The 26,213-nt window shown below is 69.2% G+C and carries 28 protein-coding genes; 9 read left to right on the forward strand and 19 right to left on the reverse strand.

The annotated features are described in order from the left end of the window. Nucleotides 1-12: 12 nt before the first annotated feature. Nucleotides 13-384, reverse strand: coding sequence for a helix-turn-helix domain-containing protein (locus B9O00_RS32935; RefSeq protein WP_159460057.1), 372 nt, complete (start codon nt 382-384; stop codon nt 13-15). A gap of 268 nt (nt 385-652) precedes the next feature. Between B9O00_RS32935 and B9O00_RS00770 the strand changes: the two genes are divergently transcribed. Beyond that, nucleotides 653-1,657, forward strand: a complete 1,005-nt coding sequence (locus B9O00_RS00770) for an aldo/keto reductase (RefSeq protein WP_322111155.1) — start codon at nt 653-655, stop codon at nt 1,655-1,657. A 10-nt stretch (nt 1,658-1,667) separates the two neighbouring features. Here the strand turns inward: B9O00_RS00770 and B9O00_RS00775 are convergent, their stop codons facing one another. Beyond that, nucleotides 1,668-1,880, reverse strand: coding sequence for a hypothetical protein (locus B9O00_RS00775; protein WP_085120519.1), 213 nt, complete (start codon nt 1,878-1,880; stop codon nt 1,668-1,670). An 80-nt stretch (nt 1,881-1,960) separates the two neighbouring features. Further along, a complete protein-coding gene (locus B9O00_RS00780; RefSeq protein WP_085120520.1) occupies nt 1,961-3,262 on the reverse strand; it encodes an ArgE/DapE family deacylase in 1,302 nt (433 codons plus the stop codon). Nucleotides 3,263-3,450: 188 nt separating this feature from the next. Between B9O00_RS00780 and B9O00_RS00785 the strand changes: the two genes are divergently transcribed. Beyond that, entirely contained in the window at nt 3,451-4,551 is a 1,101-nt protein-coding gene (locus tag B9O00_RS00785) for a M14 family metallopeptidase (protein WP_085120521.1), read from the forward strand. A 60-nt stretch (nt 4,552-4,611) separates the two neighbouring features. Beyond that, nucleotides 4,612-6,054, forward strand: a complete 1,443-nt coding sequence (locus tag B9O00_RS00790; protein ID WP_179243903.1) for an aldehyde dehydrogenase family protein — start codon at nt 4,612-4,614, stop codon at nt 6,052-6,054. 27 nt (nt 6,055-6,081) lie between these two features. Here the strand turns inward: B9O00_RS00790 and B9O00_RS00795 are convergent, their stop codons facing one another. After that, nucleotides 6,082-6,645: a PAS domain-containing protein gene (locus tag B9O00_RS00795; protein WP_085120522.1), complete on the reverse strand. Its 564-nt coding sequence runs from the start codon at nt 6,643-6,645 to the stop codon at nt 6,082-6,084. 175 nt (nt 6,646-6,820) lie between these two features. On the opposite strand from B9O00_RS00795, the gene B9O00_RS00800 reads away from it, so the two are divergent. After that, nucleotides 6,821-7,897: a fatty acid desaturase family protein gene (locus B9O00_RS00800; RefSeq protein WP_085120523.1), complete on the forward strand. Its 1,077-nt coding sequence runs from the start codon at nt 6,821-6,823 to the stop codon at nt 7,895-7,897. A 96-nt stretch (nt 7,898-7,993) separates the two neighbouring features. After that, a complete protein-coding gene (locus B9O00_RS00805) occupies nt 7,994-9,562 on the forward strand; it encodes an FAD-binding protein (protein ID WP_085120524.1) in 1,569 nt (522 codons plus the stop codon). Nucleotides 9,563-9,604: 42 nt separating this feature from the next. Here B9O00_RS00805 and folE read toward each other — a convergent pair whose 3' ends face one another. From folE to B9O00_RS00830, 5 genes are all read right to left on the reverse strand, one after another. Beyond that, nucleotides 9,605-10,207 carry a GTP cyclohydrolase I FolE gene (folE, locus tag B9O00_RS00810; RefSeq protein WP_280523319.1) on the reverse strand — a complete coding sequence of 201 codons (603 nt, stop codon included), beginning with the start codon at nt 10,205-10,207 and terminating at the stop codon, nt 9,605-9,607. 179 nt (nt 10,208-10,386) lie between these two features. Beyond that, nucleotides 10,387-11,490 carry a 4-hydroxyphenylpyruvate dioxygenase gene (gene hppD, locus B9O00_RS00815; RefSeq protein ID WP_085120526.1) on the reverse strand — a complete coding sequence of 368 codons (1,104 nt, stop codon included), beginning with the start codon at nt 11,488-11,490 and terminating at the stop codon, nt 10,387-10,389. Between the two features lie 41 nt (nt 11,491-11,531). Beyond that, a complete protein-coding gene (gene phhA, locus B9O00_RS00820) occupies nt 11,532-12,434 on the reverse strand; it encodes a phenylalanine 4-monooxygenase (protein WP_085120527.1) in 903 nt (300 codons plus the stop codon). 113 nt (nt 12,435-12,547) lie between these two features. After that, nucleotides 12,548-13,030, reverse strand: a complete 483-nt coding sequence (locus B9O00_RS00825) for an Lrp/AsnC family transcriptional regulator (protein ID WP_085120528.1) — start codon at nt 13,028-13,030, stop codon at nt 12,548-12,550. A 116-nt stretch (nt 13,031-13,146) separates the two neighbouring features. Next, nucleotides 13,147-13,533 (reverse strand): c-type cytochrome, encoded by a 387-nt coding sequence (locus B9O00_RS00830; RefSeq protein ID WP_085121051.1) that lies wholly within the window; start codon nt 13,531-13,533, stop codon nt 13,147-13,149. 279 nt (nt 13,534-13,812) lie between these two features. Between B9O00_RS00830 and B9O00_RS00835 the strand changes: the two genes are divergently transcribed. Further along, nucleotides 13,813-14,157: an ArsR/SmtB family transcription factor gene (locus tag B9O00_RS00835; protein ID WP_085120529.1), complete on the forward strand. Its 345-nt coding sequence runs from the start codon at nt 13,813-13,815 to the stop codon at nt 14,155-14,157. 29 nt (nt 14,158-14,186) lie between these two features. On the opposite strand, the gene B9O00_RS00840 is transcribed toward B9O00_RS00835, so the two are convergent. The 3 genes from B9O00_RS00840 to B9O00_RS00850 all read right to left on the reverse strand — a co-directional run bounded on the left by B9O00_RS00840 (nt 14,187) and on the right by B9O00_RS00850 (nt 16,965). Further along, the gene (locus tag B9O00_RS00840; RefSeq protein WP_085120530.1) at nt 14,187-14,864 is read right to left on the reverse strand and encodes a c-type cytochrome; all 678 of its coding nucleotides are present in this window, start codon (nt 14,862-14,864) and stop codon (nt 14,187-14,189) included. Beyond that, entirely contained in the window at nt 14,848-16,164 is a 1,317-nt protein-coding gene (gene soxC, locus B9O00_RS00845) for a sulfite dehydrogenase (protein WP_085120531.1), read from the reverse strand. The genes B9O00_RS00840 and soxC overlap by 17 nt, the downstream gene beginning before the upstream one ends. Before the next feature lie 210 nt (nt 16,165-16,374). Further along, nucleotides 16,375-16,965 carry a thioredoxin family protein gene (locus B9O00_RS00850; RefSeq protein ID WP_085120532.1) on the reverse strand — a complete coding sequence of 197 codons (591 nt, stop codon included), beginning with the start codon at nt 16,963-16,965 and terminating at the stop codon, nt 16,375-16,377. A 105-nt stretch (nt 16,966-17,070) separates the two neighbouring features. Between B9O00_RS00850 and B9O00_RS00855 the strand changes: the two genes are divergently transcribed. Genes B9O00_RS00855 through B9O00_RS00865 form a run of 3 tightly spaced genes read left to right on the forward strand, consistent with a single transcriptional unit; the run spans nt 17,071 to nt 19,951 of the window. Then, nucleotides 17,071-18,711: a fused MFS/spermidine synthase gene (locus B9O00_RS00855; protein WP_085120533.1), complete on the forward strand. Its 1,641-nt coding sequence runs from the start codon at nt 17,071-17,073 to the stop codon at nt 18,709-18,711. Nucleotides 18,712-18,730: 19 nt separating this feature from the next. Continuing rightward, nucleotides 18,731-19,465, forward strand: coding sequence for a hypothetical protein (locus B9O00_RS00860; RefSeq protein ID WP_085120534.1), 735 nt, complete (start codon nt 18,731-18,733; stop codon nt 19,463-19,465). A 12-nt stretch (nt 19,466-19,477) separates the two neighbouring features. Beyond that, nucleotides 19,478-19,951, forward strand: a complete 474-nt coding sequence (locus tag B9O00_RS00865; RefSeq protein WP_085120535.1) for a DsrE family protein — start codon at nt 19,478-19,480, stop codon at nt 19,949-19,951. A gap of 65 nt (nt 19,952-20,016) precedes the next feature. On the opposite strand, the gene B9O00_RS32270 is transcribed toward B9O00_RS00865, so the two are convergent. From B9O00_RS32270 to soxX, 7 genes are all read right to left on the reverse strand, one after another. Further along, a complete protein-coding gene (locus B9O00_RS32270) occupies nt 20,017-20,541 on the reverse strand; it encodes a hypothetical protein (RefSeq protein WP_143596114.1) in 525 nt (174 codons plus the stop codon). 872 nt (nt 20,542-21,413) lie between these two features. Further along, complete coding sequence (locus tag B9O00_RS00875) at nt 21,414-22,163, reverse strand: cytochrome c biogenesis CcdA family protein (RefSeq protein WP_085120537.1); 750 nt, start codon at nt 22,161-22,163, stop codon at nt 21,414-21,416. 25 nt (nt 22,164-22,188) lie between these two features. Beyond that, the gene (gene soxB, locus B9O00_RS00880) at nt 22,189-23,874 is read right to left on the reverse strand and encodes a thiosulfohydrolase SoxB (RefSeq protein ID WP_085120538.1); all 1,686 of its coding nucleotides are present in this window, start codon (nt 23,872-23,874) and stop codon (nt 22,189-22,191) included. 129 nt (nt 23,875-24,003) lie between these two features. After that, complete coding sequence (soxA, locus tag B9O00_RS00885; protein WP_085120539.1) at nt 24,004-24,804, reverse strand: sulfur oxidation c-type cytochrome SoxA; 801 nt, start codon at nt 24,802-24,804, stop codon at nt 24,004-24,006. Between the two features lie 53 nt (nt 24,805-24,857). Next, complete coding sequence (gene soxZ, locus B9O00_RS00890; protein ID WP_085120540.1) at nt 24,858-25,184, reverse strand: thiosulfate oxidation carrier complex protein SoxZ; 327 nt, start codon at nt 25,182-25,184, stop codon at nt 24,858-24,860. A 29-nt stretch (nt 25,185-25,213) separates the two neighbouring features. Then, nucleotides 25,214-25,705, reverse strand: a complete 492-nt coding sequence (gene soxY, locus B9O00_RS00895) for a thiosulfate oxidation carrier protein SoxY (protein WP_089229547.1) — start codon at nt 25,703-25,705, stop codon at nt 25,214-25,216. A gap of 27 nt (nt 25,706-25,732) precedes the next feature. Next, nucleotides 25,733-26,209: a sulfur oxidation c-type cytochrome SoxX gene (gene soxX / locus B9O00_RS00900; protein ID WP_235017005.1), complete on the reverse strand. Its 477-nt coding sequence runs from the start codon at nt 26,207-26,209 to the stop codon at nt 25,733-25,735. Nucleotides 26,210-26,213: the final 4 nt, after the last annotated feature.

Below are 26,213 nucleotides of genomic sequence, written 5' to 3' on the forward strand. Positions count from 1 at the left end.
CCCGGGCGGCCGTCAGGCCGCCTTGGCGAAAGCCTTGACCAGCCGGATCAGCTGGGTCTTGACCTGCTCGTCGTCGATCTGGTTGACGGCGCGGGCCAGTTCCAGCGTCTGCCGGTCGAAGCTCCGCTCCTCCTCGCCGCCGGCCGCGGCGGCGGCCGCATTGGCGCCGTCCAGCCCCTCGAAGAAGGTGCTGACCGGAGTCTGGAGCACGTTGGCGATATCCCAGATGCGGCTGCCGCTGATCCGGTTGGCGCCGCTTTCGTACTTCTGTACCTGCTGGAAGCTGATACCGAGACGGTCTGCAAGGTCGGACTGGCTCCAGCCCAGAGCGACGCGCCGTTCACGAACTTTGCGCCCGATGTGCACGTCGGTTTTATGGTACATCGTCCTTTGTTCCTTCCTGGTTGTTATTGCTTGCGTCGTCGCAGGCATCTGCCGAGGATCGTCACAGAACCGTGTCAACATAGCTGCAATAGCGTATGAACCCTTGATTCCTCGCAAGACGGGAAGCGTAATATTTTGTAAACCATTCAGTTTTCTGGGAAATTCCCCATGAACTCTGGGCATGCGAAGAACTAAAGCCGACTCAACAATGGGAATTCTGCCGGACACAATCAAGGGGCGAACAGGAGGCGTTATGAAATATCGACGTTTGGGCGAAAGCGGTCTTCGGGTCTCGCGGCTCTGCCTGGGCACGATGATGTTCGGGCTGCGCACCGAGGTCGCCGAGGCGGAGCGCATCGTCGCCGATGCGACGGAGGCCGGGGTCAACTTCATCGACACCGCCGACCAGTACGCCGACGGCGAGTCGGAGCGGATCACCGGCAGGGCGATCGCAGCGCGCCGCCACGACTGGGTCCTGGCGACCAAGGTCTGCAACCCGATGGGCCAGGATGTGAACCGCAGGGGCCTGGGACGCAAATGGATCCTTCAGGCCTGCGACGAATCGCTCACCCGGCTCGGCAGCGACTACATCGACGTCTACTACATGCACAAGGAGGACATCGGCACGCCGCTCGAGGAGAGCGTGCGCGCCATGGCCGACCTGATCGCCGCCGGCAAGGTGCGCTACTTCGCGCTGTCGAACTTCCGCGCCTGGCGGCTGGCCGAGATCTGCAACCTCTGCGATCAGGCCGGCATCGACCGCCCGGTCGCGCTGCAGCCCTACTACAACGCCTTCAACCGCATGCCCGAGGTCGAGCTGCTGCCGGCCTGCGACCACTACGGCCTGGGCGTCGTGCCCTACAGCCCGATGGCGCGCGGCGTGCTGTCCGGCAAGTACGATCCCGACTCGGCGCCGCCCAGCGGCAGCCGCGCCGGCGCCCAGGACACGCGCATGATGCAGACCGAATGGCGCCGGGAATCGCTGGTCCTGGCCAGGCAGGTCCTGGCGCATGCCGAGAAGCGCGGCGTGACCGCCGGCCAGTTCGCCACGGCCTGGGTGCTCAACAACCGCTTCGTCAGCTCGGTGATCGCCGGGCCGCGCACCTTCGAGCAGTGGCGCGACTATCTCGGCGCGCTCGACTTCGCCTTCACGGCCGAGGACGAGGCGCTGATCGACGGCATGGTCTCGCCGGGCCATCCCTCGACCCCCGGCTACAACGATCCCGCCTATCCGATCGAGGGGCGCCCGACCTACACCGCCGCGCCGGGCTGACCGGCCCGGCTCAGGGGTAGCGGCCGGTGTCGAGGTAGATCGCGGTGTACTCGCGGTAGGTCATGCCGAGCTCGCGGGCCCGGGCGACGCGCCGCCGAACGACCTCGATCGGCGGGTTGTCCCAGGCCTTCTCGATCGCCTTCTTCCAGGCATAGAGGCGCCCGCTGCGCTCGGGATCGAGCGGCGGGCCCTGGTTGTGGCCGATGGTGACGGGGCGGGACAAGGCGGGCGGGACGGCTCGGGAGGGGGACAGCCCATTCTAGCCGCCTGCTGCAGCGCAGCAAGCGGCAGGCTGTGCCGCGCTCAGGCGCCCGCCGCCTCGACGGCCTCCAGGCCGCACCACTCGGCGACGAACAGGGCGATGGTGCCGGTCACCCGCTTCAGGGACGCCAGGCTGACCCGCTCGTCGAAGCCGTGGATGTTGTCCGAATAGGGCCCGTAGACCAGGCAGGGCGTGTCGCCGTAGAGCACGAAGACGCGCGCGTCGAGATAGCTGGTCGTCACGAAGCTCTCCAGGGAGCTGGCGTAGCTCGCCAGATGCGCGCGCCCGAGCGTCGACTCGGCCTCGCTGCCCTCCTCCAGCACGTAGCCCTCGGCGAAGAAGCCGTTCCACGCGACCTCGGGCGGGTTGTTGGCCAGGAAGGAATCGGCGCGCGAGGCCTGCCTGAGGCAGGCCTCGATCTCGGCCGCCGCCTCGGCAGCGCGGACGCCGGGATAGAGCGCGATGCGCGCGTCGAAGCTGCACCAGGCCGGCACCGAGGAGGCCCAGTCGCCGCCGGCGATCTTGCCGACGTTGAAGTTGATCGGGTGGTCCAGCGCCTCGAAGTGGCGGTGCGCGCCCTTGCGGGCGTTCCATTCCTCCTCCAGGCCGCGCAGCGCCTGGATCAGGCGATAGGCCGCCTCGATCGCGTTGGCGCCCTTGCCGGCCTCGCGGACGTGGACCGGGACGCCGCGCACCGTGACCTTGAACCAGAGCACGCCGACGTTGGCGCGCACCAGCCTGTCGTCCTCTGGCTCCGGGATGATCGCCGCATCGGCCTCGTAGCCGCGGGCGAGACAGGCCAGCGCACCGTTGCCGGTGCACTCCTCCTCGACCACCGACTGCAGGTGCACGCGGCCCGCCGGCTGCCAGCCGAGCCGGCGCAGCGCGTCGAGGGCATAGAGGTTGGCCGAGAGGCCGGCCTTCATGTCGCCGGAGCCGCGGCCGTAGAGCCAGTCGCCCTCGCGCTTCGGCTCGAAGGGCGGGTTCTGCCACATCTCGTGCGGGCCGGTCGGCACCACGTCGACGTGGCCGTTGAGGATCAGCGAGCGCCCGGTCTCCTCGCGCGGCCGGTGCGTCGCGACGACGTTGAAGGCGCCGGCGTAGTCGATGGTGACCGGCGAGAAGCCAGGGTGGTAGCGAATCGAGTCCAGCTCGATCGCCCAGCGGTCGAGGGCGTAGCCGCGCGCCTTGTAGGCGTCGTGCAGGAAGTCCTGGGCGGTCTGCTCCTGGCCGCGCAGCGACGGCTTGCGGATCAGCTCCTGCAGGAAGCCGATCTGCTCCTCGAAGCCCTGGTCGACCGCCTCGAGGATCCGCTTCTCGGTCGCCGCGTCCAGTTTCGCCATCGGTCCTTCCCCCGTCGTGGAACGGGCGGCAGGCTATCGGCAGCGGCGGCTTGCCGCCAGCCCTTCCCTTTGGCGCGCGAAGCGTTAGGCTCTGCCCCTTCCGACCCCACCGGGCCGATCGGGGTGAGCCGACGGGCGCATGGCCGCCGGACGGCGTGCCGCCCTGCCGCCCCTCGCAGGAGACGCTCATGGATCTGTTGACGGCCGCCGGAACCTATTTCGCCAAGGACTATGCCGAGGCACGGCGCAAGTTCATGACCGCCTGCGACAAGGCCGGGGTCAAGCCGAAGAGCTACGTCAACCCGCATGCCGGCCCGAACGGCGAGGAACTCGCGACCGACGTCGCCTGGTTCGGCCCCGAGGACGCGAAGAAGGTGCTGGTCATGGTCTCCTCGACCCACGGCGTCGAGGGCTTCCCGGGCTCGGCCGGCCAGTGCGACTGGATCGAGAACGGCCGCTCCCGCCTGCCGGCGGGCGTCGGCGTGCTGATCGTCCACGCCGTCAATCCCTACGGCTTCGCCTGGCTGCGCCGCTGCACCGAGGAGGGCGTCGACCTCAACCGCAACTGGGTCGACTTCTCCCGGCCGCTGCCCGAGAACCCGGGCTACGAGGAGCTGCACGACGCGCTGGTGCCCCGGTCCCTGGACGAGGCGACGATCGAGGCCGCCGACCGCAAGGTGAAGGCCTATCGCGAGCAGCACGGCGAGACCCAGCTCAACCTCGCCCGCTCGGGCGGCCAGTACAGCCGTCCCGGCGGCGTCTTCTTCGGCGGCCGCGAGCCGACCTGGGCGCGCCGCACGCTGGAGCGGATCATCGCCGACTACCGCCTGGCCGAGCGCGACCTCGTCGCCGTCGTCGACTACCACACCGGCCTCGGGCCCTTCGGCTACGGCGAGCCGATCGCCGACCACACGCCGGGCTCGGTCAACGTCAAGCGCGCGCTCGCCTGGTACGGCGAATCGGTGACCCAGCCGCGGCTCGGCACCTCCTCGTCGGTGCCGAAGACCGGTCTCGCCGAGTACGGCTGGGAGCGGCTGCTCGGCGAGAAGGTCACCTTCGTCGCCCTGGAGTACGGCACCTACCAGCCGCCGCGCGGCATGCAGGTGCTGCGCCAGGACCACTGGCTGCACAACGAGACCAACGTCGACTGGAACGATCCGACGACGAAGCGCATCAAGGCCGAGATCCGGGCGCATTTCGCGCCGCAGATGCTCGACTGGCAGGAGATGGTGCTGTTCCGCAGCCGCCAGATCCAGCGCCAGGCCCTGGAGGGCCTCGCCGCCGCGTGACGCAGGGCCGGTTCCGGCCGGCGCCGACGACGACCCCGAGAGAAACACCGGAGGAGAGCCATGACGATGCACGCCAACCTGATCGCCGGCGAGTGGGTCGACGCCCCGAACGCCAGCGAGAACCGCAATCCCTCCGACCTGTCGGACGTCGTCGGGCTCTACGCCCAGGGCGACGCCGCGCAGGCCGGCCAGGCGATCGACGCCGCGGCCGCCGCCTTCCCGGCCTGGTCGCGGTCGACGCCGCAGCAGCGCTTCGACATCCTCGACGCCGCCGGCACCGAGATCCTGGCGCGCAAGGAGGAGCTCGGCCGCCTGCTCAGCCGCGAGGAGGGCAAGACCCTGCCCGAGGGCATCGGCGAGACGGTGCGCGCCGGCCAGATCTTCAAGTTCTTCGCCGGCGAGGCGCTGCGCATCGCCGGCGATCGGATCGACTCGACGCGGCCCGGCGTGATCGCCGAGGCGACGCGCGAGCCGCTCGGCGTGGTCGGCCTGATCACGCCCTGGAACTTCCCGATCGCGATCCCGGCCTGGAAGCTGGCGCCGGCGCTGGCCTTCGGCAACTGCGTGGTGATGAAGCCCGCGGACCTGGTGCCGGGCTGCGCCTGGGCGCTCGCCGACATCCTGCAGCGCGCCGGCCTGCCCAAGGGCGTGTTCAACCTGGTGATGGGCCGCGGCTCGGTGGTCGGCGAGGCGATCCTGGCCTCGCCCAAGGTCGCCGCGATCTCCTTCACCGGCTCGGTCGCGACCGGCCGCCACGTCGCCAGGCGCTGCATCGAGGGCGAGGCGATGAAGAAGTTCCAGCTCGAGATGGGCGGCAAGAACCCCTTCGTCGTGCTCGACGACGCCGACCTGGAGGTCGCCGCCAACAGCGCCCTCAACGGCGCCTTCTTCTCGACCGGCCAGCGCTGCACCGCCTCGTCGCGGCTGATCGTGACCGAGGGCATCCACGACCGCTTCGTCGAGGCGCTGACGAGCAAGCTGAAGGCCCTCAAGGTCGACAACGCCCTCAAGGAGGGTACGCAGATCGGTCCGGTGGTCGATCAGCGCCAGCTCGACCAGGACCTCGACTACATCAAGGTCGGCCAGGACGAGGGCGCGAAGCTGGCCTGGGGCGGCGAGCGGCTCAACCGCGAGACCGAGGGCTTCTACCTGCAGCCGGCGCTGTTCACCGAGACCGACAACGCCATGCGGATCAACCGCGAGGAGATCTTCGGGCCGGTCGCCTCGGTGATCCGGGTCAAGGACTACGACAGCGCGCTGGCGGTCGCCAACGACACGCAGTTCGGCCTGTCGGCCGGCATCGCCACCAGCAGCCTGAAGCATGCCGAGCACTTCAAGCGCAACAGCCAGGCCGGCATGGTCATGGTCAACCTGCCGACGGCCGGCGTCGACTACCACGTGCCCTTCGGCGGCCGGAAGAACTCGAGCTACGGCGCGCGCGAACAGGGCCGCTACGCCGTCGAGTTCTACACCACGGTCAAGACCGCCTACGCCATGCCCTGAGCGGCGAGCCGGCCGGCGCGGCGGGCCTCACGCCGCGCCGGTCAGGCGGAACAGCGCCTCGCGGGTGATCCGCTCCGGCGTGACCTGCCAGAGCGAGGCGTTGCGGTAGGACGGCCCGGACCACATCTGGCCGACCAGCATCATGGCCGGCTGGCCGTCGCGCTCCTCGATCGGCAGGAACAGGCGGCTGACCGCCGTCGGCGTGTGCGGCCCGAGCGGTCGCGTGCCATAGCCGAAGCGCGCGTAGAGGCCGTTCCGGCTGGCTGCGCCGAGGCAGTAGAGCTCGACGATGTGCTTGCGATAGCCACCTTCGGGAACCGCGTCGTTCAGGACCGTGCCGGTCGGGTCGACGCCGAAGGCGACGTCCGTGCCGACCAGGCGGTAGAAGAAGCGGGTCCCGCTTTCCAGCAACTCGACCAGCATGACGTAGGGCAGCAGCCGGCCGCCCATCTCGATCGGGTCGATCGCCGCACGGCGCGGCAGCCGGTCGCCGACCCGACGGGCCTGCCAATAGTCGAAGAGCTGGCGGAGTTCCGCCTCCGCGATGACGTCGGGGGCGGCCTCGGCCGCTTCGCTCGGGGGCGCTGCCATGACGCTCTATCGGTCCCGGACGCGTCTCGGAGCGGCGGACCATAGCAGAGCCACCACCGGGACGCGACGACCGGCCCGGAAGAATCCGCAGTGATTTCGTGAATGGCGCGTGACCTCCGGCTTCCCATATAAGGTGGGACGCGCCGGGCTTTCCGGTCTGCCGGAGGACAGCCCGATGAGCCAGGACGAATTGAGTGCCGCCCTAGTGACCGACGAGCGGCCGGCAGCGACGACCGTCCCGGAGGACACGCGGTCGGGCGGGGCTCTGCAGCGCGCCGTCGCGGCCTTCCAGACGCCGGAGCCGCGGACCAGCATCTTCCAGCTGGCCTGCTCGCTCGGCGGCTTCGTGGCGAGCTGCGCGACGATGTACGCGGCGCTCGGCGTCTCCTTCTGGCTCACCCTGGCGCTGGCGCCCATCGCCGCCGGCTTCATGGTCCGGCTCTTCATCCTGCAGCACGACTGCGGCCACGGCTCGTTCTTCCGCAGCCGCGCCGCGAACCGCTGGGTCGGCCGGCTGTGCAGCCTGCTCACCCTGACGCCCTTCGAGGCCTGGAGCCGCCAGCACGCCATCCATCACCTCGTCTGGAACGACCTGGACCGGCGCCAGAGCGGCGCCGACATCTACTCCTCCTGCCTGACCGTCGAGGAATACCGGGCGCTGCCGGCCTGGCGCCGGCTCGGCTACCGGGCCGTGCGCAATCCGCTGATCGCCAACCTGCTGATCCCGCCCTTCGTGTTCCTGCTGCTCTACCGCCTGCCCTTCGACATGCCGAGCGACTGGCGGCGCGAGCGGCGTGCGGTCTATGCCACCGACCTGGCGCTGCTGGCGTTCTACGGCGGCCTCGCCTGGGCGATCGGGCCCCTGGCGCTGGCGGCCGTCTGGCTGCCGACCGTGGTGGTCGCCGCCATCGCCGGCGTCTGGCTGTTCAGCGTCCAGCACCGCTTCGAGAGCACTGCCTGGCTGCGCCACGGCAGCTGGAGCTACGAGCGCGCCGCGCTGGCGGGCTCCCTGCACCTCAAGCTGCCGCGCCCGCTGCAGTGGTTCACGGCGAACATCGGGCTGCACCACATCCATCATCTCAATCCGCGGGTGCCGAACTACAGGCTGCAGGCCTGCCTGGAGGCGATCCCGGCGCTGCGGCGCGGCCCGTCCATGGGCCTGAGCCGCGCCCTGCTGCAGTGGCGCTACGCCCTCTGGGACGAGGCCCGGCAGCGCATGGTGCCCTTCTCGGCGGCCAGGGCCGCGGCCTGACGGACCGGCCGGCGCGCCCCGGGCGGGCGCTTTTTTCTTCGGACGACTCTCTCATAGGTGGCATCCTCGAATCCTCCAGCGGATCGAGGAGCCGTCATGCCCACGCCTTCGCCGGCCGGCCGCCCGCCGATCCTCAGTGACCGGCAGGGCTTCAATCGCCGCTGGTTCGCGCCGAATCTCGCCAAGGTCTTCACGCCGGCCAGCGCGGCCGAGGTCGCGGCGGCGCTCGACGCCTCGGTGGCGCTGCAGGGCCAGGTCAAGGTCGCCAGCGGCCGGCATTGCTACGAGAGCTTCGTCTACTCCGACCAGACCCGCGCGCTGATCGACCTCTCGGGCATGAAGCGGGTCGGCGTCGACGAGTCCCGCGGCTTCTACGTCGAGGCCGGCGCCAGCAACTGGGACGCCTATCTCGGCCTGCTGACCGGCTACGACCGGACGCTGCCAGCCGGCTCCTGCTATTCCGTCGGCGCCGGCGGGCACATCTGCGGCGGCGGCTACGGCCTGCTGTCGCGCCTGCACGGCCTGACGGTGGACCACCTGACGGCGGTCGAGCTGGCCGTCAAGCCCGATGCCGGGGCGCCGGCCCGGATCGTCACGGTCGATACCGGCTCGCGCGGCGACGAGGCCCTGCTCTACTGGGCCAGCAGAGGCGGCGGCGGCGGCAACTTCGGCATCATCACGCGCTACTACTTCGAGGACCCGCCGGCCGCCCCGTCCGAGGCGGCCCTGCGCATCTACAGCTACGACTGGGAGCAGTTCACGACGCCCGGAATGCTGCAGCAGCTGCTCGACGTCTACACCGAGCAACTCGCCTCGCAGCGCCCGGAGACCTGGAACGGCTTCGCCCTGCTGAAGCTCAATCACCGGGCGGTCGGGCAGATCAACGTGATCTTCCAGCAGGCGCTGCCGCGCGAGCTCGGCGAGGACGGGCGGGCCTGGTGCCACGAGCGCGCCGGCGCGGTCGAGAGCGCCCTGGCCGCCATCGCCCCGCTGCGGCCGCAGCGGGGACCGCTGGTCGGCCACGTCGGCTGGCTCGGCGGGCTGCATCCCTCGTCGGTCAGCCTGCAGTGGCTGACCTACTACGAGGCGCTGCAGACCCTGAACGGCTCGGGCCCGAACCAGCGCGGCAAGTACAAGTCGGCCTACATGCGCAAGGGCTTCCCGGCCGCGCAGACCGCGGCGCTGTTCGAGGGGCTGCAGGTCGTGCCGCCGGGCCTGTCGGCCGACGACATGAAGCAGACCCTGGTCCAGGTCGATACCTACGGGGGTGCCATCAACCGGCTCGGGACCGCGGCGACGCCGGTGCCGCAACGCGATTCGATCCTGAAGCTGCAGTACCAGACCTACTGGAACACCGCCCAGCCGATCGGCGCGCCGGACGACGCCAGGGGGCGGGCCCAGGTCGACTACCTGCGCGGCCTCTACCAGGCGGTCTACGCACCCTACGGCGGCACGCCCGATCCCGCCCGCGACCCCGCCGGCGTGGTCGACGGCTGCTACTACAACTACCCGGACGTCGACCTGGGCACGGGCCCGGAGGTCGAGCAGGCGCTCTGGCTCTACTTCAAGGACAACTACCGCAGCCACCCGATGAACCTGCGCGCCGCCAAGCGCGCCTGGGACCCGAACAACTTCTTCCGCCACGCCCAGTCGATCCCGGTCTGACGCCCCGACCGGGCTTGCCGCATCGGGACGGAGACGAGGGGTTCAGCCGCCGTGGCCGATCAGGCGCAGGAACTCCTGGCGGGTCCGGCGGTCGCTGCGGAAGCTGCCGAGCACGCAGGAGGTCACCATCGACACGCCCGACTTGCGCACGCCGCGGGTCGTCATGCACTGGTGCGTCGCCTCGATCACGACCCCGACGCCGAGCGGCTGGAGGGTCGTCTCGATCGCCTTGGCGATCTGGCTGGTCAGCCGCTCCTGGATCTGCAGGCGCCGGGCATAGCCCTCGACGACCCGGGCCAGCTTGGAGATGCCGACGACCCGGCGGTCCGGCAGATAGGCGACGTGCGCCTTGCCGATGATCGGCGCCAGATGGTGCTCGCAGTGGCTGATGAAGTCGATGTCGCGCAGCACGACGATCTCGTCGTAGCCGTCGACCTCCTCGAAGGTCCGGCTGAGGTAGTCCTGCGGGTCGACGCCGTAGCCGCCGAACCACTCCTCGAAGGCCTTGGCGACGCGCTTCGGCGTGTCGCGCAGCCCCTCGCGGCCCGGGTCGTCGCCGGCCCAGCGCAGCAGCGTGCGCACCGCCGCCTCCGCCTCCTCGCGGCTCGGCCGGGCGTCGCTGTCACTCTGGGCAATGCTGGTCACGTGCGGAACATCCATCCGGTGCGTTCTCCCGATACCTCGACCGTAAAGCAGTTAGGAGCGCAATGAAATCCGCGCATCGCCCTGGCCGGCGCGACCACAGGCGACGCGCCGGCACCCTGGAACGACGAACTAGGATGAATTGCGCCGGGTCAAGCCCGGCCGGCCGGATTCCGTCCGGATCAGCTCGCGGCTTTCAGCACGCCGCGCTTGATCTGGTCCTGCTCGATCGATTCGAAGAGGGCTCGGAAATTGCCCTCGCCGAAGCCCTCGTCGCCCTTGCGCTGGATGATCTCGAAGAAGATCGGGCCGATCACCGTGGCGGTGAAGATCTGCAGCAGGCGGCCGCCGTCCGGGGTCGGCGCGCCGTCGATCAGGATGCCGTTGCGCTTGAGGCGCGCCAGGTCCTCGCCGTGCTCCGGGACCCGCTCGTCGACCATCTCGTAGTAGGTCGCCGGCGGCGGATCCATGAAGACGACGCCGCGCTCGCGCAGGCCCTCGACGGTCGCGTAGATGTCATCGGTGCCGAGCGCGATGTGCTGGATGCCCTCGCCCTTGTAGGCCTTGAGGTACTCCTCGATCTGGCTCCTGTCGTCCGCCGACTCGTTGATCGGGATGCGGATCTTGCCATCCGGGCTGGTCATCGCCCGGCTGTGCAGGCCGGTCAGCTTGCCCTCGATGTCGAAGTAACGGATCTCCTTGAAATTGAAGAGCTTCTCGTAGAAGCCGGCCCACACGTCCATGCGCCCCCGGTGGACGTTGTGGGTCAGGTGGTCGACGTAGGTGAGACCCTTGCCGGCGCTCTCCGCCTCCGCCCCCTCGAGCGGCAGGAAGTCGACGTCGTAGATCGAGCCCTTGCTGCCGTAGCGGTCGACCAGGTAGATCAGCGAGCCGCCGATGCCCTCGATCGCCGGGATGTTGAGCTCCATCGGCCCGACCCGGTTCTCGACCGGCTTGGCGCCGCGCTCGATCGCCCGCCGGTAGGCCCTGGCCGCGTCGACGACGCGGAAGGCCATGGCGCAGGCCGAGGGACCGTGGACCCTGGCGAAGGCCTGGGCGAAGGAATCCGGCTCCGCGTTGACCACGAAGTTGACGTCGCCCTGGCGGTAGAGCGTCACGTCCTTGGAGCGGTGCCGGGCGACCGCCGCGAAGCCCATGGTCCGGAACAGCTCGCCCAGTGCCTTCGGATCGGGCGCGGTGTACTCGACGAACTCGAAGCCGTCGGTACCCATCGGATTGAGCGCGTCGATGACGGCCGGCTCGCCGTCCTTCGGGAAGGGACCCATGGTTCGTCTCCCTGCTGGGGTTTCGGTTCGGAGGCTCGGTCTCAGGCCGCCGGCCGTCGGCGGGCCGCATGGTAGCGGCCGCTGCCGCGGTGCAGCAGGCGGTCGCCCTCCAGCAGCGCGCCGGGCTCGATGTCCTCGAGCGCGGCGACGCGGTCGTAGAGCGGCGCGAAGTCGATCTCGGCGAGGCCGAGCAGCTCCTCGAAGTCGCGCACGACGAAGTAGCTCTCCTGGAAGTCGTCGATGCGGTAGCGGGTGCGCATGACGCGCTCCAGATCGAAGGCGATCCGGTTGGGCGAGGCGTCCTCCCGCGCGAAGATCGTCTCGCTGTGCGAGGAGACGATGCCGGCGCCGTAGATCTCCAGGCCCCGGTCGCCCTGCACCAGCCCGAACTCGACGGTGTACCAGTAGAGCCGCGCCAGGCGGTGCAGCACCTTGCGGCCGAGCGCGCGCAGGCCGCCCTGGCCGTAGGCCTGCAGGTAGTCGGCGAAGACCGGGTTCACCAGCATCGGCACGTGGCCGAAGATGTCGTGGAACAGGTCCGGCTCTTCCAGGTAGTCGAGCTCGTCGCGGCGGCGGATCCAGTGCGCCGCCGGAAAGCGCCGGTTCGCCAAGTGCTCGAAGAAGACCGCGTCGGGCACCAGGCCCGGCACGGCGACCACGCGCCAGCCGGTGGCGCGCTCGAGCCGCTCGGACAGCGCCTCGAAATCGGGAATCGCCTCGGCCCCGAACGGCAGGTGCTCCAGGCCCTCGACGAAGGCCGGGCAGGCGCGCCCCGGCAGCAGGCGGCTCTGGCGCTCGAAGAGCGTGCGCCAGACGGCGTGGTCCTCCGGGCCGTAGTCCTGCCAGCGCTGCGCGACCGTGTAGTCGGCGGCGACCGGGCGCGGCGCACCGCGGAACGACTTGTCCCACTGGATCGCGGGGGTCTCGGCCAGGCTGCCGGTCATCGAAGCCTCCTCGTCCGGGTGCGGCGTGCGACGGACTGTCAGCTTCGTAATGTAGTGCGCCTTCCCGGCCATTTCCTGCCGAAGATGCCCACTTTCATTATCAGATCGGCAGATTATTCCAATCCGAGCGGCAATTCCCCGCGCGACTTGACCGCATCGATGACGAAGGAGGTGTGCAGGTCCTTGACCCCGGGCAGGCGGATCAGGCGGTCGCGGGTGAAGCGGCCGTAGGCCTCCAGGTCGGTGACCACGACGTGCAGCAGGAAGTCCATGTCGCCGGCCATCATCCAGACGCCGACGATCTCCGGCAGGCGGCGGACCTCGCGCTCGAAGGCCTCGGTGTCGGCGTCCCGGTGGCGCTCGACGTTGACCCGCACGAAGGCCTCGATGCCGAGCCCGAGCTTGCCGCGGTCGAGCAGCGCCGCATAGCCCTCGATGACGCCTTCGCTCTCGAGCTGCTTCAGGCGGCGCAGGCAGGGCGAGGGCGACAGGCCGACCCGCTCCGCCAGCTCGGCGTTGGTCAGGCGTCCCTCGCGCTGCAGCACCCTGAGGATGCGCAGGTCGGCATCGGTCAGGCGGCGCGGCGACCCGGCCATCGGCGATCCCTCCAAGCTCGTGCCGAGCGGCCGCGAAGCCGCGCGGGAGCGCCGATCATAGCCTCCGACCGGCCGTCCCGCGCAACGGCGCGACGGGACGGCTCAGGCGGTAGCGGTCAGCTGTTCGCCTTCAGGTAGGCGATGATGTTGTCCATGTCCTTGTCGCTCTTGATCCCGGGGAAGATCATCTTGGTGCCCTTGACGAACTCGCGCGGGTTGGCGAGCCACTTGCGCAGGTTGTCCTCGGTCCAGGTCAGGCCCTTCTCGCCGGCCTCGTGCATCCCCTTGGAGAACTTGTAGTCGTTCCGGCCCTCGCCCGCGGGAGCGCCGACGATGCCGTGCAGGTTCGGGCCGACGCGGTTCGGGCCGCCCGCCTCGATCGTGTGACAGGCCTTGCAGCGGGCGAAGACCTTCTCGCCTGCCGCGGCGTCGCCGTCGGCAAAGGCCGGCTGGGCGGCGGCGAAAACGAGCAGAAGCCCGGCACTGAAGAGGGCGTTTCGCATCATTGTCTCCCTTTCGTTCGGTTTTTCGGAACGGCCGCCGGGCATCATAGGGCCCATACCGGCGATGGCTACCGTGCGGGAACGCCGCAACCCCCGGGAGGGCTCCGGCGCAGGGGGCTGGCGGGCGTTGTGCCACATCCGCTACAGTTCACAAAAAAGTTATGGAATAAAATCGACATCGACCGCGTAGGCATTGCGGTGCTCGCAGTACCGACCAAATTGGACAGGTCCGTGTCAGTCCGCCAGAGCAACGGCCCCTCCGGGGTCGCGGGAAGTCCCATGATCGATCCTATCCAGATGATGGCCAGCGCCGAGCAGGCCGCACGCTTCCTCAAGACCCTGGCAAATCCGAACAGGCTGCTGATCCTCTGCATCCTGTCCCAGGGCGAGCGCAGCGTCGGCGAGCTCGAGGAGCTGCTGAAGATCCGCCAGCCGACCCTGTCGCAGCAGCTCGCGATCCTGCGCGACGAGGAACTGGTCGAGACGCGGCGCGACGGCAAGCAGATCTTCTACAGCCTGGCCAGCGACGAGACCGAGCAGATCATCGGGCTGCTCTACGAGCTCTACTGCGAGAAGTCGGCGGAGCCGCGGGGCCTGCGGGAGGCCCGCACGGCGGTCGGCTAGGCCGCCGCCGCGCCGGCGCTCGCCCTGCCTCACTCCACGCCCGCGCCCGCCGGCTTGTCCGGGGTGACGTCGATGACCCGCGCGTGGCCGATCACCTTCACCTCCTTCTTGCAGTCCTTCATGCAGGGCTCGTAGGGCTGGAACTCCGGCGCGTCCATCGTGAAGAAGCCCTTGGCGTTGGGCATCACGATCTTCGGCAGGTTCTCCTTGGTCAGCACGAAGTCGTCGCCGACGATGTCGTTGATGTTCAGCAGATAGGCGACGACGGCATAGGTCTCGTCGGCGCTCAGCGACTCGGCGTCGCCGAACGGCATGGCCCGGTGCACGTAGTCCCAGACCGTGCTGGCGTAGGGCCAGTAGCTGCCGATGGTCTTGACCGGCGCGGCCTTGTCGAGCGTGCCCTGACCGCCCATCAGCACCGGGAAGCGCCCGGCGCCCTCGCCGAACTCGCCGTGGCAGGCGGCGCAGCGCTCGAGGAAGATCTGCTCGCCGTCGGCGACCGAGCCGGAGCCCTCGGGCAGGCCGAGGCCGTCGGGCCGCACGTCGATGTTCCAGCCGGCGATCTCTTCCGGCGTCGCCGGCGTGCCGAGGCCGTAGCGCTGCTCGGCTGCCCGGGCCGGATGCACGGACAGCCCGCCGAGCATGGCGAGAGACAGCGCCGTGGCGGTCAGGAGGGTCGCCCAGCGGGCCTTATCCCAGACGGACATTCTCGACGCTCCCGTTCTCGTTGATCTGCCAGGTCTGGATCGAGTTGTTGTGGTAGATCGAGTTGACGCCACGCTTCTCCTGGAGCGCCGCCATGGTCGGCTGGACGTAGCCGGTCTCGTCGATGCAGCGGCTCTGCAGCAGCGCCGGCTTGCCGTCCCAGACCCAGTCGAAGGTGAAGCGGGTCAGGCACTTCGGCAGCACCGGGCCGTGCAACTGCGCGGTCTGCCAGTTGATGCCGCCGTCGACCGTCACGTCGACCCGCTTGATCGCGCCGTGGCCGGACCAGGCCAGGCCCTTGATCACCACCGGGCCCTCCTGCTGCATCGGCAGCTCCGGCGCGGGGCTGGTGATCACCGACTTGGCGTCCATCACCCAGGTGAACATGCGCGCCTTGCCGTTCGGCAGCAGGTCCGTGTACTTCGAGGTCTCCTCGCGCTGGTACCAGGGCTGGTCGCCGAGCTCGAGCCGGCGCAGCCACTTGACCCAGGTGTTGCCCTCCCAGCCGGGCACCACCAGGCGGATCGGATAGCCCTGCTCGGGGCGCAGCCGCTCGCCGTTCATCGAGTAGGCGACGAGGCAGTCGTCGAGCGCCTTCTCGAGCGGGATCGAGCGGGTCATGGCCGCCGCGTCCGCGCCCTCGGCCAGCACCCAGGCCGCCTTGTCCTTGAGACCGACCTCCTTGAGGAGCGTGCGCAGCGAGACGCCGGTGTACTGCACGCAGTGCACCATGCCGTGGGTGTACTGCACGCCGTTGAGCTGGGCGCCGTGCCACTCCATGCCGCTGTTGGCGGCGCATTCCAGGAAGTAGAAGCGGTTTTCCTGCGGGAAGCGCTTCAGATCCTCGACGGTGAACAGCAGCGGCCGATCGACGAGGCCGTGGATCATCAGCCGGTGCTCGGCCGGATCGACCTCGGCGAGGCCGCCGTGATGGCGCTCGAAGCAGAGGCCGTTCGGCGTCACGAAGCCGTCGAGCGCATAGAGCGGCGTGAAGTTGACCGAGGACTCGCGGGTCGCGGTCAGCCACTCGACGCTGCGCCGCACCACCTTGGCCTCGTGCTCCGAGGGCATGCCGTAGGGGTGCGCGTCGACCCCGGCGCCGAGATAGCGGGTCCAGTCCGGCACCGCGGGCGGCAGGCTGTCCGCGGCTGCCGGCGCGGTCGCCGCCCGGGCGGCCTTCAGGCCGCCGGACAGGCCGAGGGCGCCGGCGCCGAGCAGGCCACCGGCGGCCGCTCCGCCGGCGAGCAGACGGCGACGCGCCGGCGACTGCGGCGCATTGCGGTCCTTGACGTCGTCTTTCATCTCTTCAGGGCTCCCGTACCTTCGCGCGGCCGTCGTCGCGGCTGCGTCCTTGCGTCGGCTGCCGGCCGCCCGGGAGGGCGCCCGATCCTGCCGGCAGGTTAGTCGAAAGCGTCATTATATGAAAGACGAATATGTTGTCGGACGAACGGTTGCGCCCGGCCCGCCCGCGACAATTCATCGCGCCCGGCGCGCGCCGGGCAGGCCGGCCCGTCAGCCGGCCAGGAAGCGCTTCAGGTAGCCGCGGAAGTCGCCCTGCTCGTAGGCCTTGTCCTCGACGTAGTGGAACATCGCCAGGAAGTGCGGCGGCTTGAAGTAGCCGGGCATGCGGGCGACCTCGGCCTCGTTGCCGGGCCGGCCGCCGACCGCCTCCGGCGTCTCGGGGAAGAACATGAAGGTCGGCGTGAAGCGGATGCCCCAGCGCCGCGCCAGCTCGCGCTCCTCCATGGCCTTGCCGTCGAAGTCGGTGACCTCGCGCGCGCCGATCAGGTTGAGCTGCAGGATGTCGAAGTGGCCGGAGACGAAATCGCGGATCGCCGGGTCGGCGAAATTGACGAAGTGCGTCTCCTTGCAATAGGGGCAGCCCTTCAGCTCCCACATGATCGCGAAGCGCCGGCCACGCTGGGTCGCCGCCGCCAGGTCCTCGCCCAGGTCCAGGAAGGACTGGATGAAGAAGGGCTCCTCGTAGAGCCCGTCGTCGTTGAGCTTCGGGCCGTCGGCGGCGCGCGCCCGGGTCGCGGAGGCGGTCAGCAGGCCGGCGCCCGCGGCGGCGGCCAGGCTGGCGAAGCGTCGGCGGGTGATCATTCCTCGCGGTCCTCCCGTCATTCCAGGTCGCCGCTCACGCACGGCCTTCGCACGGCGAAGGTGTGGGGCAAAGGCGTTCGACATATAGTATCTTGCGAATGTGTAGTGCGCACCCGGGAAACGCCGGGGCGGGAGCGGAGGACGACCCTGGACGGAATCGATCGGCCGAGCGCTTCGGGTGGCCGCGGCTGGCGGCGCGCCGCCTATGCGGGCGCCCTGGCGACGACCTCGGCCGGCGGCCTGGTGCTGGAGATCGTCGCCGGGCGCATGATCGCGCCCTACGTCGGCATGTCGCTCTACACCTGGACCGCGGTGATCGCCGTGGTCCTGGCCGGCTTCTCGCTCGGCCACTGGTGGGGCGGCCGGCTGAGCGACGGCGGCGCCCGGCGCTGCGCGCTCCGGCTCGCCTGGCTGCTGCTCGCCGCGGCCGCGACGACCGCGGCCTGCCTGCCGCTGATCCGCCTGGCCTCGCCCTGGCTGCTCGGCGGCATCGCCGACCCGGTGACCGCCCTGGTGCTGCTGGCCCTCGTGCTGTTCCTGCTGCCCAGCCTGTTCATCGGCACGGTCTCGCCGATCCTGACCCGCCTCGCGGTCGATGCCCTGCCGGAGGCGCCGGGCCGGGCGATCGGCCAGATGTACGCGGTCGGCGCGGCCGGCTCGATCGCCGGGACCCTGCTGGCCGGCTACCTCTTCCTGTCCTGGATCGGCACGATCGGGACGGTGCTGAGCGTCGCCGGCTGCTACCTGCTGCTGGCGCTCGCCTTCGCCGCCGCCGCCCGGCCGGCGCGGCGCGAGGCCGCCGCAGCCCTCGCCCTCGCCCTGCTGGCCGGGCTCGGCATCGGGGCAGCGGGACGGCCGCTCGCCGCCTTCACCGCCCCCTGCCTCGAGGAGAGCGACTACTACTGCATCCGCGTCGTCGACCTGACCGGCGAGATCGGCCGGCCCGCCGCGCTGATGGTGCTCGACCACCTCGGCCACGGCATCAACGACCGCGACGACCCGGCGCGGCTGCACTCCAGCTACCTGCGCCTGACCGACCGCCTGCTGCGCGCGCGCCTCGGCGGCCGGCTCGACGGGCCGGGGGCCTTCTCGGCCTTCTTCGTCGGCGGCGGCGCCTATACCCTGCCGCGCGCCTGGGCGGCGAGCCATCCGAGAGCGCGCCTGACCGTGGCCGAGCTCGATCCGGCGGTGACCCGGGTCGCGGAGCGGGCGCTCTGGCTGCGCCCCGCGCCGGGCCTCGCGATCGAGCACGGCGACGCCCGGCGGATCCTCCAGGGCCTGCCCGCGCAGACGCGCTTCGACATCGTCGTCGGCGACGCCTTCCACGACATCTCGGTGCCGCAGCACCTGACGACGCGGGAGTTCGCCGGGCTGCTGCGCCGGCGCCTGGCGCCGCACGGCTTCTACGTCCTGAACGCCGTCGATTCGGCGCGCCGGCCGCTGTTCGTCTACGCTGTCGTGCGCACGCTCGGCGCGGTCTTCGAGACGGTCGAGGTCTGGGCCGATGCGGAACAGCTGAGCGGCGGCGGGCGCATCACCTTCCTGGTGGTCGCCGGCCGCGAGCCCAGCCCGGCCGAACGCTACCGCGGCGCGCCCGACGCGGACGACCCGGAGGGCACGCTGTGGCTGCGCTGGCCGGCCGAGGACCTGGCCCGGCGCACGGCGGCCCCGGACGTGCCGCTGCTGACCGACGACTACGCGCCGGTCGACCGGCTGATGCTGCCGGTCCTGGCGGAGGACAAATGACGAGGGAGGAGAAGCCAGGATGCGATCCCGCCTGCTCGCGCTGCTGATCTGCCTGGCCCTGGCGGGCCTGACTCTGCCCGGGGTGGCCGCGGCGAGCGATCTGTCGCGCTACAACGCGGCGGTCGAGGCCGCCTACGGCCACTACCGCAGCGCCGTCTTCTACCTGCACAACGGCAATCCGGCGGTCGCCGACCTGGAGCTGCAGGACGCGGTCGACGCCTGGCGCAGCGGCGTGCTGCCCTTCCTGACCAGCCCGCCCGACGCCTACGCCGACGACGGCGAGTTCGACGACGCGCTGCAGGAGGTCGCGGTGCGCCTGCAGAAGGCCGAGGCCCTGGCCGCCAACGCCGAGATCGAGCCGGCCGCCGAGCAGCTGCAGCCGATCCGCCCACGGCTCGCCGCGCTGCGCAAGCGCAACGGCCAGCGCGTCTTCGCCGACTGCGTCGAGGACGCCAACGCGGCGATGGACCGGCTCTGGGAGTTCCGCGACGCCCGCCTCGACTTCGGCGACCGCGACCAGATGAACGCGCTGCGCTACGCCGTCTCGGTGACGCACTTCCTCTACAAGCGCTGCCAGGACGAGGCGCCGGCCGAAACCGCCAAGGCGCCGGAGTTCCAGCGCATCGTCGGCGGCGCCGTCGCCTCGCTGGCGACGCTGCCCGAGGCGATCGACCAGGCCGACGCCCAGCGGGTCGTCAACCTGCTGCGCGAGCTGCGCTCCTACGACCGCCTGTTCTGGCTGACCTTCGGCTGAAGGAGAGAGACGATGCGCCGGCTCCGGCTGATCCAGGCCGCCCTCCTCCTCGCCCTGCTGGCCCCGCTCGCCGCCGGCGCCCAGCCCGCCCGGGCCGCGTTCAAGGAGACCGTGCTGAGCGACCCGCAGCCGGGCTTCGACGACCCGCGACGGATCCTGCTGCAGATCTCGACCAGCGACGAGCGGGAGATCAACAACATCCTGTGGAATGCCGTGAACCTGCAGAAGTTCTACGGCATCGACAACGTGAAGATCGCCGTCGTCGCCTTCGGCCCGGGCATGGTCGCGCTCTACAAGGATTCGCCGGTGCGCGAGCGGATCGAGAGCCTGCTGAAGTACGGCATCGAGTTCCTCGGCTGCGGCAACACCATGGAGACGACCCACAGGAGCCCGGACGACCTGATCGAGGGCGTCGACTACGTGCAGGCCGGCATCGCCGAGATCGTCGAGCGCCAGCTCGACGGCTGGATCTACATCAAGCCGTAGCGGCCCGACGCTCCTCCCGGCCATTCAATGGCCTGATCGTGAGCTTACGGCAGCCGCGGCGATGCCTACACGTTATTAGCGCGATTGTGGGCTTCCTGGAAGAATGACGTATAGTTATCTTTCGAAATCGATAAACACTCCATAAGCTCTCCAGCCAAGTCGCCGCACTTCAAGGCAAGTAGGTTTAGCCGTCTAGAATCATATCTTTCTATCTTACTAGTAAATTTGTTGGTTGTTTTTCTTCTATTAAACCAAATGATACTTTCACTTCCGCCCATCACGCTATGAAGTATATCATTTCTGTCACATATATTCTGAATTTGTTTGACGGCATTAATTCCCCTTTCGTACTTGCCCGGATTCCTGTTCAGTAAGCTTAAGAGAATTGCACACCTTCCCTTGAATTGTATACTTGACGTAACGATAGACGCCTCCAGTGCCTCTAGACCAAGTTGCTTTGCGATGCTGATCTCCAATACCGCTTCCAGGCCAGCCCATCCCATGATGAAATGGCCTAGCGCAGTTCGAATCTCGGTTTCGGGCATCTTCCATTGCCCGGTGGGGGCTGACTTGGGATGCTCTTCTTTCATTGTTCCCTCGTCTAGATGGTTCCTGAAACTTGGCGGACGAAAACCAAAACGATCAAGAGGCGGCGCGACTGCGAGACGCAGCGATCCACCATGCGCTCAAGATGTCGCCGAAGATGCACAAGCTGAACAGCGAGACAAACGATGGCCCAGCGAGCAAGACGCCTAGTTCTTGACGCTCTCGACCGGCTAGCTCTCGCGCTCGCTTCTCGCAGGCATCAGTGGTCGACAGCCGAACGGCACACTTAGGACGCGGCCGTCCGGCTGCTATGCCGACCTTAAGACTTACGCCTGTTGTACGGCGACTGGTTCGTCGGGCTCAGGCTCACTCCGAGTTCCGACGCCTTGCTATATACGGCACCTTCGGTACGGCCGAGCTTAAGACCGATGACCCGCGTCGGGGTATTCCCCGCGGCCAACTGCTGAAGCTGGACCTTGTCCGAAGTCGACCACGACTTACCGCTGTTTCTCGTGCTCTTGGTCATTTTCATCTCCTATGACCAGCATAGGAGCCAGTTGACCGGCACGATTCCGACCCTCTAGGGTTCGGCTGCTGCTACCATGCACCCCGCGACGGCTCCACTGGAGCGGGGTCTTGAGGGGTCGGGGCCGCCACAGCCTCGGCCCCTCGTTGCGGCCAACCTGATTACGTGAAACAACCGCGCCGAGTCGGTCAATTGTCGCCGTTCGACAGGAAGTAGCGGATCGGGTCTTGAACGGTACGGACGGTTGGGCGCTTATGCGCTCGCTCTCCCTTCACAATCCGCGAATAGATCAGGCGTTTGCCAGCACCGCCCGTGCCGACTTCGCTCGCGCTTTGCGCCGCGCTGCGCGTCCTTCGACAGGCTCACGACGAAGCGAATGGAGACAGGCAGTCACCCGATGCGGCCGAGCACCGGGAAGGTCTCGAGCAGCCAGTAGGAGACGTCGGCGATGCCGCCGGTGATGAACAGCACGCCGGTCGCGACCAGGATCGCGCCGAGCGCCTTCTCGACCCAGCCGAGATAGCGGCGGAAGTGCGCCAGGAAGCGCGTGAAGCTGCCGATCGCCAGGGCCGCCAGCAGGAAGGGGATGCCGATGCCGGCGGCATAGGTCGCGAGCAGGCTGGCGCCGTAGAAGACCGAGTCCCCGCTGCCGGCGACCAGCAGGATCGAGGCCAGCACCGGGCCGACGCAGGGCGTCCAGCCGAAGGCGAAGGCGAGGCCGATGACGTAGGCACCGGCCAGGCCGACCGGCCGGCTCTGCACGTGGAAGCGCGCCTCGCGGAACAGCAGCAGGATGCGGAACAGGCCGAGGAAGTGCAGGCCGAGCACCAGCACGACGACGCCGGCGATCGGCACCAGCACGTCGATGTAGCGGGTCACGAGGCCGCTGATCGCCGAGGCGCCGGCGCCGAGGGCCACGAAGACCGTGGCGAAGCCGAGCACGAAGGCCAGCGCCATCCAGAAGGTGCGCCCGAAGGGCTTCGGGCGGACGGCCTCGCCGCCCGCCCCGGCCCGGCCTTCGATCTCGTGTGCCGAGACGCCGCCGAGGAAGGCGAGATAGGGCGGCACCAGCGGCAGCACGCAGGGCGACAGGAAGCTCAGCAGTCCGGCGAGCGCCGCCCCGGCATAGGTGACGTCCATCCCCTCCATGGCGCCGGGCCCGGCCTCAGGTAACGACCTCGATGGTCTGGTTCGGCGGCACGACGACGGTGCCCTGCTTCTGGATGTAGTCGGTCACCACGTCCCAGATCGGCGGCCCCTGGGTGCCCTCGTTGACCGAGGCCCAGCCGGCGATGACGTAGCTGCGGGCCGGGTCGATCGCGCTGCCGTCCTTGAGGAGGGTCATGTTGGAGATGCGCTGGCCGATCGGCTTGTGGATGTCGATGCGGTAGCCGAGGCCGCCGACCCGCACCATGTCGCCGCCCTGCTGGTAGTAGGGATCGGGATTGAACAGGTTGTCGGCGACGTCCTCGAGCACCGTCTTCAGCATCTCGCCGGTCATCTCGTTGCGGTAGGTCGCGGGGTAGGTGATCGCCGTCATGTTGTAGACGTCGTCGAGCGTGATCTCCTGGCCCGGCAGCAGCGACGCGCCCCAGCGGAAGCCCGGCGACAGGGCGATCTCGGCATCGCGCTCGGCCAGCATGGCCTGGCAGATCAGGTCGTCGAAGGTGCCGTTGAAGTTGCCGCGGCGGTAGAGCAGCGAATCGGTCTTGCCGAGCACCTTGCCGAGGTCGGCGGCGTAGGGCGCGCGGACCTTCTCGACCAGCGCGGCCATCTCCGGGTCCGGCTGGATCGCGTCGGTCAGCACCGGGATCAGGCGGTAGCGGAAGTCGGCGACCTTGCCGCCCTTGACGTCGAGGTCGAGGCGGCTGAGGAACTTGCCGTGGCTGCCGGAGGCGACCAGCAGGGTCTTGCCGACCGTCTCGATCCGCGGCAGGGCGTCGTGGGTATGGCCGGTCAGCAGCACGTCGATGCCCTCGACCCGGCCGGCCAGCTTGCGGTCGACGTCGAAGCCGTTGTGGCTGAGCAGCACGACCAGCTCGGCGCCCTTGGCGCGGGCGTCCTGGACCGAGGCAGCGACGTCGTCCTCGCGGATGCCGAAGGACCAGTGCGGCACCATGTAGCGCGGGTTGGCGACCGGCGTGTAGGGGAAGGCCTGGCCGATCACCGCGATCTTGACGCCGCCGCGCTCGAAGAAGGCCGTCGAGTCGAAGACCGCCTCCTCCCACTCGGTGTCGCGCACGTTGCCGGCCAGGAAGGGGAAGGCGACCTGCTCGATCAGCTCCTTGACCCGCTCCTCGCCGTAGGTGAACTCCCAGTGCGCGGTCATCGCCTCGGTGCCGAGCGCGTTCATCACCTCGACCATGTCGGCGCCCTTGGTCGCCAGCGAGGTGTAGGAGCCCTGCCAGGTGTCGCCACCGTCGAGCAGCAGGGTGTTGTCCGGACGCTCGGCGCGGATCGCCTTGATCAGCGTCGCCAGGCGGTCCATGCCGCCGACCCGGCCGTAGTCGCGCGCCAGGGCGACGAAGTCCTGGTCGGTCAGGGCATAGGCCTCGGCGCTCTCGCCGGCGATGTCGTAGCGCTTGAGGAAGTCCTTGCCGGTGACGTGCGGCGGCAGGCCGGCGACCTCGCCGACGCCGAGGTTGACCGTCGGCTCGCGGAAATAGATCGGCTTGAGCTGCGCGTGGATGTCGGTGACGTGCAGCAGGGTGACCTGGCCGAGCGGCTCGAAGGCCAGCAGGTCCTTCTGGCTCAGCCGCTGGGCCGCGGCCAGCCGGCCGAGCCGGCCCTGGGTCCCGGTCAGGATCGCCGTGGCCGCCGCCACGGTCAGGAAGTCACGCCGCGTGAACATCGACAAGTCTGCCTCCTCGGCTGCGGGGACGCGCCCCGCGGAAAGACGGGGGGCGCGGAGGGCCGGCCTCCGCGCCCCCTGGGCAACAGCTTGGCAAAGGATCCGCCGCGGGATCCGCCGCGCGTCCGGTCAGTTGCGCACGGACGGGGTCTCGACCGGCAGGCCGTTGGCCCGGTGCGAGACGAACAGCTCCAGGTCCACGTACTCGTCGGAGCCGGGCTTGTAGGGCTCGGCACGCACCTGGTCGTTGCAGCCCTTGAAGCGCCGGTGCAGCGAGCCGACCTTCTGCCACTTCAGGCGGTAGGTCGGGAAGCCGTTGGGCATGCCCTGGCTCAGGATGTTGGCCCTGAGGTTCTGGCCCGAGTGGTCCTCGTGGCAGTTCGAGCAGGCGAGGTCGAGCTGGCCGCGCCGCTCGTAGTAGAAGGCCTTGCCCTTTTCGTAGAAGGGCGCCGCCGGACCGTCGATCGCCACGTTCATCGGCAGGCCCTCGGACTGGTACTTGACCAGCACGGTCATGCCCAGCAGCTGGTCGGACTCCCACTTCCAGGGCTCGGCCTTCATCTGCTCGGTGCGGCACTGGTTGATGCGCTGCTCGATGTTCATCATCTTGCCCGAGGGCTTGAAGAACACCGGATAGCGCGTCGCCACGCCCTTCATCGAGGAGACGTCGCCGTGACAGTCGGCGCAGGACTTGCCGGCCGCGCCCTCGGGCTTGCTCCACATCGCCGTGGCGCTCTCCATCAGCAGGAAGCCCGGGTTCTCGAACTCGTCGTCCTGCATCGCCCGGGTCTCGGGCTGGGCGTAGGTATAGCCGGAGCGCTTGTCGCCGGCCTGGTACTTGCCCCAGTCCATCGTCTCGGTGAAGGCGACCCCGGCCCCGGCGACGCTGATCACGCCGGCTGCAGCCAGGGCGATTGCGAATCGGCGCATCCTCTCCCCTCCTCTGGTTCTTATTCTCCGGCCGTCCGCTGCCGGTCCCGGGATCAGGCGACGGCGATCTTGGCGTCGGCCTCGTAGACCGAGCCGTTGTCGTCGACCCAGGTGAACTTGAGATCGGCCGGCCCCTCGACCTTCACGTAGAAGGAGAGGTAGGGATTGGCCGAGATCGCCGGCTCGAGGTCGGCCGAGAAGACCGTCTCGCCGTTCATGGCGCAGGTGAACTTGTTGATGATCTCGCGCGGGATGACCTGGCCCTGCTTGTCCTTGCGCTGACCCGATTCCATCTGGTGGCTGATCAGGGTCTTGATCTCGACGACGTCGCCCTTCGCGGCCTTCTTCGGCACGCGGATGCGGGGCGTATGGTCCGCCATGTCTGTCTAGCTCCTCTGCTTCGTTCCGCTCAGCCGCCGCAGCCGCCGATCGTGACCTTGACCTCGGCCTTGGTCATCAAGACCTTGCCGTCCGACATCTCAGCCAGCGCCACGACGTTCTGGGTCTTGGCCAGACGCATGCGCGTCGCCGCCTCGGCCTTGCCGCTCTTCGGCGTGAAGTGGAAGGCGATGACCCCCGGCGAGGGGTTGCCGTCGGCGAAGAGGTGGACCGTCTTGACGTAGTTGTCGGCGGCCATCGGGCTCTCGACCGCGATGCCGAGCGGCACGGTGTTGCCGTTCTCGGCGATCTGCGGCACGTCGAGCGCAATGACGCCGGCACCGTCGGCCGGCTGCTTGTCGCCGATCGCCTTCTTGATCGCGTCCTCGAGCTTCTTCGAGGCCTCCTGCGCCTGGGCCGGGGCGTCCGGCAGCAGCGTCAGCGCCGCCGCGGCCGCGCTGCCGGCGGCGACCGTCACGACGAAGCGCCGGCGGGTGATCGCGCGGAACGCGCTCTCGCTCATGTCCTTCATCTCCTGCATGTTCGCTGTCTAGTTGCCCTTGAGGGTCATCAGGTAGGCGACGACGTCCTCGACCTGCTGGGCGGTCAGGATCGGCTTGCCCTCGAAGGCCTTGGCGACCCGGTGCAGGCCCTCGACCTTGTAGAAGCTCGGCATCGCCGTATCGGGATTGATCTTCTTCGAATCGACCAGGCGCAGGCGCAGCTGCCCCTCGCTGAGGGACGAGCCAACGGACGCCAGGTCGGGGCCGAGGTCGCCGGGGAACGGCTGGTTCTTGATCGGCAGGGAATGGCAGGCCAGGCAGTTGCCGAGCTTGCGGTTGACCGCGGTCGCCTCGCCGGCGGCCGGGTCGCCCGGCTTGCCGGTCAGCGACTTCGGAATCGCGCCGTCGACGATCTGGTAGGCCACCAGGTCCTCGGCCTGGGCGCGGGAGCCGCCCCCGATCCCGGCTGCGAGCGCCATGACCAGCGGCACCGCGACCGCCGCCGCAAGCTGACTTCTCTTCAAGAGC

It is taken from the genome of Tistlia consotensis USBA 355 (genome assembly GCF_900177295.1).
Taxonomy (GTDB): Bacteria; Pseudomonadota; Alphaproteobacteria; order Kiloniellales; family DSM-21159; genus Tistlia; species Tistlia consotensis.

Bases quoted from the DNA above. Each gene is read 5' to 3' on its own strand.
- B9O00_RS32935 (WP_159460057.1), bottom strand. From the start codon at position 384: ATGTACCATAAAACCGACGTGCACATCGGGCGCAAAGTTCGTGAACGG.
- B9O00_RS00780 (WP_085120520.1), bottom strand. From the start codon at position 3,262: ATGGCGAAACTGGACGCGGCGACCGAGAAGCGGATCCTCGAGGCGGTC.
- B9O00_RS00785 (WP_085120521.1), top strand. From the start codon at position 3,451: ATGGATCTGTTGACGGCCGCCGGAACCTATTTCGCCAAGGACTATGCC.
- B9O00_RS00790 (WP_179243903.1), top strand. From the start codon at position 4,612: ATGACGATGCACGCCAACCTGATCGCCGGCGAGTGGGTCGACGCCCCG.
- B9O00_RS00795 (WP_085120522.1), bottom strand. From the start codon at position 6,645: ATGGCAGCGCCCCCGAGCGAAGCGGCCGAGGCCGCCCCCGACGTCATC.
- B9O00_RS00800 (WP_085120523.1), top strand. From the start codon at position 6,821: ATGAGCCAGGACGAATTGAGTGCCGCCCTAGTGACCGACGAGCGGCCG.
- B9O00_RS00805 (WP_085120524.1), top strand. From the start codon at position 7,994: ATGCCCACGCCTTCGCCGGCCGGCCGCCCGCCGATCCTCAGTGACCGG.
- hppD (WP_085120526.1), bottom strand. From the start codon at position 11,490: ATGGGTCCCTTCCCGAAGGACGGCGAGCCGGCCGTCATCGACGCGCTC.
- phhA (WP_085120527.1), bottom strand. From the start codon at position 12,434: ATGACCGGCAGCCTGGCCGAGACCCCCGCGATCCAGTGGGACAAGTCG.
- B9O00_RS00825 (WP_085120528.1), bottom strand. From the start codon at position 13,030: ATGGCCGGGTCGCCGCGCCGCCTGACCGATGCCGACCTGCGCATCCTC.
- B9O00_RS00830 (WP_085121051.1), bottom strand. From the start codon at position 13,533: ATGCGAAACGCCCTCTTCAGTGCCGGGCTTCTGCTCGTTTTCGCCGCC.
- B9O00_RS00835 (WP_085120529.1), top strand. From the start codon at position 13,813: ATGATCGATCCTATCCAGATGATGGCCAGCGCCGAGCAGGCCGCACGC.
- B9O00_RS00840 (WP_085120530.1), bottom strand. From the start codon at position 14,864: ATGTCCGTCTGGGATAAGGCCCGCTGGGCGACCCTCCTGACCGCCACG.
- soxC (WP_085120531.1), bottom strand. From the start codon at position 16,164: ATGAAAGACGACGTCAAGGACCGCAATGCGCCGCAGTCGCCGGCGCGT.
- B9O00_RS00850 (WP_085120532.1), bottom strand. From the start codon at position 16,965: ATGATCACCCGCCGACGCTTCGCCAGCCTGGCCGCCGCCGCGGGCGCC.
- B9O00_RS00860 (WP_085120534.1), top strand. From the start codon at position 18,731: ATGCGATCCCGCCTGCTCGCGCTGCTGATCTGCCTGGCCCTGGCGGGC.
- B9O00_RS00865 (WP_085120535.1), top strand. From the start codon at position 19,478: ATGCGCCGGCTCCGGCTGATCCAGGCCGCCCTCCTCCTCGCCCTGCTG.
- B9O00_RS32270 (WP_143596114.1), bottom strand. From the start codon at position 20,541: ATGAAAGAAGAGCATCCCAAGTCAGCCCCCACCGGGCAATGGAAGATG.
- B9O00_RS00875 (WP_085120537.1), bottom strand. From the start codon at position 22,163: ATGGACGTCACCTATGCCGGGGCGGCGCTCGCCGGACTGCTGAGCTTC.
- soxB (WP_085120538.1), bottom strand. From the start codon at position 23,874: ATGTTCACGCGGCGTGACTTCCTGACCGTGGCGGCGGCCACGGCGATC.
- soxA (WP_085120539.1), bottom strand. From the start codon at position 24,804: ATGCGCCGATTCGCAATCGCCCTGGCTGCAGCCGGCGTGATCAGCGTC.
- soxZ (WP_085120540.1), bottom strand. From the start codon at position 25,184: ATGGCGGACCATACGCCCCGCATCCGCGTGCCGAAGAAGGCCGCGAAG.
- soxY (WP_089229547.1), bottom strand. From the start codon at position 25,705: ATGAGCGAGAGCGCGTTCCGCGCGATCACCCGCCGGCGCTTCGTCGTG.